This window comes from Dehalococcoidales bacterium, from assembly GCA_035529395.1.
In the GTDB taxonomy this organism is placed as follows: Bacteria; Chloroflexota; Dehalococcoidia; order Dehalococcoidales; family Fen-1064; genus DUES01.
Genome location: DATKWT010000134.1, coordinates 1 through 5,468 on the forward strand (window position 1 = coordinate 1; position 5,468 = coordinate 5,468).

The window sequence follows — 5,468 nt, forward strand, 5'->3', positions numbered from 1 at the left end:
AATTTTGTGGCATCTCACAACGATACCTATCCTGACACACTGCTAGATGACTCTATCACAGAGCCGTTGGATCCGCATTGGGGCCCGTAGATATATAAACGTGTGCAATGAGGTGGGGTGCTCTTCCCCGGATAAGGAAGAGCACCCCATGCCAACCAGAATAATCAGTGTCGAGAGGAACCCAGGGATAGAAAAAGGATGTACAATCCGGTGAAAAAATTGCTATTCAGCCTAATGGCGGTTGCATTGTGCTCAGGCATGGTCGGTTCTTCCTTTGCGTACTTCACCGATGTGGAGACGAGCACCGGCAACACCTTCACGGCGGGTACTCTGGGGCTGGAAATAAAAGACGACAGTACGTGGGACCCTGATCCCTGGGGCGACGGAGTTGACCAAACCTGGAAAATGGACCTTATGGAACCCGGCGTTAGCTTTGTAACTAATTATGTCGCTATGCGGGAAGTCGGCTCTATTCCGGGAGACCATATCGAAATAAGCTTCAGTAACACCATTGACGAACAAACCGACCCTCCGGGATTTAACCCGGTGGAAACGGATTCTAATCCAGTTTCTGAGACAGAGGACTTGGCTAAATGGCTCGAGGTTATGTCGATGCTATACTCCAGCAATGACCTGAAATGGGAAATAACCGGCTCCGGTTTTACTCCTGGCTGGGATATCAATGGCAACGGCTGGTTGGACCTCGATGATCTGGCCCGTTCGCCAGCCATCATCGCTGACCACGGTCCACTGGACGATCTCAACCCTCCTCACCTTACCGGTGGAGAAGCGTCTTTTCACATGACGGTGATGTTCCATGCTGAAGCTACCAATGACATTCAGGGAGATATACTGACCACTATCGTTTCCTTCACCCTGAACCAGCACAGCAGCCAGTAAAACTTGCTCCCGTGGCTGAATTTATTTCGGCTCGCTAACACAGGGGCGCCCCCCGCCGGGGCGCCCTTTCGTAAGCTGCGCCCGCGGGTATATAATGCCGGCGGGGGGCTTGAGATTTTATGTAAGGCGGGTCTATACTGTACCTGACCGAAAAGCCAAGTGCGGGGGTGTAACCTGAAAAAGCTCATAGGTTGGCTCGGCTGGGCAATGCTGGGCGTGGTGCTGGCGGCGGTCGCCTTCGTCGTGACGGCGGTCCAGTTCGGCTGGGAGTTCAACGCCGTGCTCTCCGGCAGCATGGAGCCGGAGCTCGGCGTGGGGGGACTAGTCGTCTTTAAGCCCGTGGACGGACAGGATGTCGTCGCCGGAGACGTCATCTCCTTCAAAATCCCCGGCATCGATACGCCCATCTGCCACCGGGTGATTGACCGCCAGGAGACCGCTGACGGTCCGCTCTTCCAGACCATGGGTGATGCCAACGAAGAGCCGGACATCAACCTGGTAAGCGCGGAGGACGTCAATGGCAAAGCGGTATTCTATCTTCCCTACGTGGGCTACCTGGGCCGCCTCTCGCAGTCCGGCATGACCCCGCTAAGGGTGTTGGGTAAGAACCTCCCGGCGGCGGTGCTGGTGATCCTGGTGATGGGGATGGCCTTCATCGGCTTAACGCTCAAAGACATGTGGATAGATATATTCCGTCCATCAAAGAGATTACGGCAAGAGGCACTTAAACGACGCAAGGAGAGGCTTCAAAGACAGAGGAAGATGTTTGGCGTCGGCTAGTGCTCCCGTCATCATAGGGACACGATACGTGAGTGGATGCGCAACCATATGAGAACCAGGAAGGCCGCTGAATGAGGGGCGCAAGACTCAAGAGTATCCTTCTGGGTGTGCTGGGGATTCTGCTCGTCAGCGTGATGATGGGCGTGGCCTACGCCAGTCCCGGCAACACCGACGATGGCCATCACGGGGATTCTTGCCTGGATGACGGCATAGATTTGAAGCTCAGAGACCAGGACGAGCCATGGCAGGACGGTGTCGTGGCAACCTGGACAGCCGCCAATATGGCGCCCGGCGACGAATTCACCTTTGAAGGGAGCCTTGTTGGTTTGCGGAGTGACGGCTACGGAAAGGCGGCCATTACCTGCCTCTATGAAGTAGTCGAGGAATCTCCGCAAGCTGAAGCCGATACCGACCCGCAGACCGACCTGCACCCCGACAGCATGGCCAGGGAGATGGTGATTTACCGATTCACCTACTCCAACAATGCCTGGCAGATCGACTTGCTAACCGGAGAGCTGACGAGAACACCCTGGAGAAGGAGCATAGCTCCGGTGGTCTACACCGATGACGACTGGCAGCTTCAAGACGTTGACGGCGATGGTAGCATAACATTCTACGACCTTGAGCAAAGCCCGCTAACCAACCTTCCATCGCCTCGGCGGGGCGGAACGCGTCTTGAAATGAGTGTCAGGTTCGATCAGGACGCCGGGAATGAGTTCCAGGGCGATGCTTTTGACCTGACGGTGGTTTTCTCCATCAAACCAAGGTAAGATGGGAAAAGGCTACCCTTGGCACTCCCGGTTCTAGAGAAAGACAGTAGCAAAGGGGTGAAAAGAGTGTCTCGTGAGATGAGAATAGGCCTTGTGTCTGCTAGTCTGGTCCTTTTCGTCGCTTCGCTATTTGGCGTCTATCAAGCCTTCTCTCGGCCTACTGCGACGGAAGAGCCCTTGATGCTTGAGTACCGGCACGAGGGCAGGTTCGACTATCTCGCCTACAGCAGACCCAGCTATGTATACGGCACTTCTGAATCCCCACTGGCGAGTTCGAGATACCCCATCAAGCTCATTGAGAGCCTCCACATGACCTATAGCTATCACCCGGACGAGACTGCACCCCAGGAGGTGGAGGTTACGGCAGTCCTGGAGAACCCGGGGGTATGGCAGAAGACAATTGTCCTGGTGCCGAAGGCAACCCGGACGGGAGACTTCACCCTTTCTTTCACGGTAGACCTGGCGCACTTCCTGGAGGTGGCACGGACTATCGAGGAGGAAATAGGTGTCTCTCGTGCCTCGGGATATGACGTGACAATCGTGGCCAGTGTCTCTGATGCCGAAGCGGACGATAAGCTCACGGGCCAGGATTCAAGTCACGCTCTGCCTATGAAGCTAACAGGGTACTTTATTGATGTCAGTGGAGACCTCGTTCACAGATATGGAGACTCCTATGGAGAGTTCGACTACACAGTACAGCTGCGGCCAAGTACTCTGTTCGATTCCACGACCTTGAAGCCCCCGAAAACCCCCGAAGATGCCAGCACCAAGACCCTGGGGCCGGAAGACACAGTCTTCCTCAAGCTCCTGGACGGGATGGTCTTCAGTTTCTCCCATTGGTTGCAGGCTGATGTCCCAATTACTCTGCTTGAGGAAGAGGTGGAGATTACCGCCACGATTGAGTTCCCGGGGAAATGGTCCAAGGTCGTTGTTCTCGTCCCGGCAACGGAGATAAGCGGGCCTCTGGCTGTCAGCTTTCCCCTCGACCTGCGCCGGTTTACCGAAACCCTCGATACCATTCAACAGGAAGCGGGAATCTCTGCTTCAGCACGCAGCTTGACCATTAGCGCCAGGGTCCGCACATTGGCTCAGACGGAGCTCGGACTGATAGATGATGAATTCGCCCAGAGTATGGTGACGGATTTGAGTGGTGACGTGCTGAGATGGAGCAGCGACCTGGAGAAATCCGAGCCTCGGTCTCTCGAGACGACGCAAACCACCCGAAAGCAGGAGAAATATCTAGGCATGCTGGTGGCACAGGCAAGGATTCTGTTCTCCAGTCTGGCTGCTATCAGCGGCGGCCTGCTCGGGTTTTCCCTCCTGGTGTATCTCAGGCCCCGGCCGGGGGGACCTACAGAGATTGAGAGAAAAGCAGAACGAGTTGCGAAGAAGTACAAGGACATAATTGTGGACACGAAGGACTTGCCGGTGGTCGTACCTGGTGAGAACGTCGTATTGCTAGATTCTCTTGACGACCTGATTAAGGCTGCCCAGGGACTTCTCAAGCCGGTGCTACACAAAGCGGAAGAGGGAAGGCACGTCTACTGCGTGCTCGATGCCGCAACGCGCTATGAGTATGTGTTGACAGGGGAGACTGCTTCTAAAGGCGATACGCCGAGAAAGGAAGCGTGACCCGGGCTGCGATATCTCCTGCTTCGCATCCATCCTTCTGGCTTGTCTCATCTGTGCTGGCTCGTCCCTAGCGCAGTCTTGACGGTCGAGGGACATCAGGGACAACGTGAGGGCTATCTTGGGCGGGCAGTACGCGTGTAAGGTGAGCAACCGTACGGATTATACATGAAGCCAGAGGCTCAGCGTGATACCCGCGTGCCGGGTCTGTCGCAGGAGCTTCGCTGCACAGAAGACTGTTTCGTGCAACCGATGACACAATAGCCTATAATGTTACCCTCGGAAGATAAAAGAAGAGGCTGGGCATCCCGATACCGGGAAAATCCAGCCTTATTCTATAATGGCTATACCAGCAAAACCTAGCTCTTACTGATTCCAGTTTATCACCAAAAGTGCACTTCCACTTAACAAGGGGAAGGGGCGCCTCTCAGAAGAGGCGGGGCGCCTCTCAGAAGAGGCGGGGCGCCCCTCAGAAGGGGCAGGCCTCTCTGGACTCTTCATTTTTCAGCACCCTGCTAGTCCCTCTTTTGAGCGAGCAGGCAGGCCCTACTGCGACTGTCCCAGTGCAGGTCAATGAACTTGAACCGTGAATAATTATCGAGCAATTCAGTGGTGGTGAAAAAGTGGTGCGGAATCCCGCTCTCAAGATGGTCGGTCAGGAGATAGGTGCCCGGTTCTATTTCGTGTCCATTGCGAAAGTGCAGCGGTCCCGGAGGTCTGCATCCGCCGACCATCACGAATAGCCACCCGTCATCTCTGAGAATCCGATGAATTTCACCAGTCGTCCGGCGAATATCATCCAGGGTGCCATGATTGATGACCTGAAACGATATTACGGCGTCAAAGGAGCCGCTACGGAAAGGGATTGCCGTCATATCAGCGCAGGCCATCTCAGCGGACAGACGCCTCTCAGCGAGCCACTTCCCGGCCAGACGTAGCGCGGTCGGAGCGTAATCAAGCCCATACATGCCGTAGCCCAAACTGGCGAAGTAGACGAGGTGGCGTCCGTTACCGCAACCCAGGTCAAGGACACGTCGCGCGCCATTCTTATGGAACAGCCGGTGAAGAGATTCTACGTCCTCGTGGGGTATCTTGCGGTCTTGATGAGCAGGGCTTTGCCTGTAAATGTGTTCCCAGCCGCTGGTTTCTTTTGCCATATCGACCGGCTACCGGCCTTTGTACACTGCTTTTCGCTTCTCGCGAAAAGCGGCGACACCTTCCCGGTGGTCTTCGGAGCCGAGGGTGATTGTCTCACAGGCGGCGGCGATACCGAGTGCGGTCTCGAACTCCATGTTGAGACCCTTGTAGACCTGCATCTTGGCCAGCCTCATCGCCAGCGGCGGGCCATCGGCAATCCTGGCGGCCAGGACCATCGTTTCTTTCTCCAGT

General features: G+C 55.6%; 6 protein-coding genes. 4 read left to right on the forward strand and 2 right to left on the reverse strand.

What is annotated here, in order from left to right; genetic code table 11:
- Window positions 1–210 precede the first annotated feature (210 nt).
- The 4 genes from VMW13_08610 to VMW13_08625 all read left to right on the forward strand — a co-directional run bounded on the left by VMW13_08610 (window position 211) and on the right by VMW13_08625 (window position 4,082).
- Window positions 211–900 carry a TasA family protein gene (locus VMW13_08610; protein ID HUV44875.1) on the forward strand — a complete coding sequence of 230 codons (690 nt, stop codon included), beginning with the start codon at window positions 211–213 and terminating at the stop codon, window positions 898–900.
- Window positions 901–1,107: 207 nt separating this feature from the next.
- Window positions 1,108–1,680, forward strand: a complete 573-nt coding sequence (locus tag VMW13_08615; GenBank protein ID HUV44876.1) for a signal peptidase I — start codon at window positions 1,108–1,110, stop codon at window positions 1,678–1,680.
- Between the two features lie 71 nt (window positions 1,681–1,751).
- Window positions 1,752–2,450 carry a hypothetical protein gene (locus VMW13_08620; GenBank protein HUV44877.1) on the forward strand — a complete coding sequence of 233 codons (699 nt, stop codon included), beginning with the start codon at window positions 1,752–1,754 and terminating at the stop codon, window positions 2,448–2,450.
- A 180-nt stretch (window positions 2,451–2,630) separates the two neighbouring features.
- On the forward strand, window positions 2,631–4,082 hold the full coding sequence (locus tag VMW13_08625; protein ID HUV44878.1) for a DUF5305 family protein: 1,452 nt from the start codon (window positions 2,631–2,633) through the stop codon (window positions 4,080–4,082).
- 512 nt (window positions 4,083–4,594) lie between these two features.
- Here VMW13_08625 and VMW13_08630 read toward each other — a convergent pair.
- Both VMW13_08630 and VMW13_08635 read right to left on the reverse strand, forming a co-directional pair.
- Complete coding sequence (locus VMW13_08630) at window positions 4,595–5,236, reverse strand: class I SAM-dependent methyltransferase (protein ID HUV44879.1); 642 nt, start codon at window positions 5,234–5,236, stop codon at window positions 4,595–4,597.
- Between the two features lie 9 nt (window positions 5,237–5,245).
- Window positions 5,246–5,468: enoyl-CoA hydratase-related protein (locus tag VMW13_08635; GenBank protein HUV44880.1), on the reverse strand; the 223-nt coding region annotated here is incomplete at its 5' end.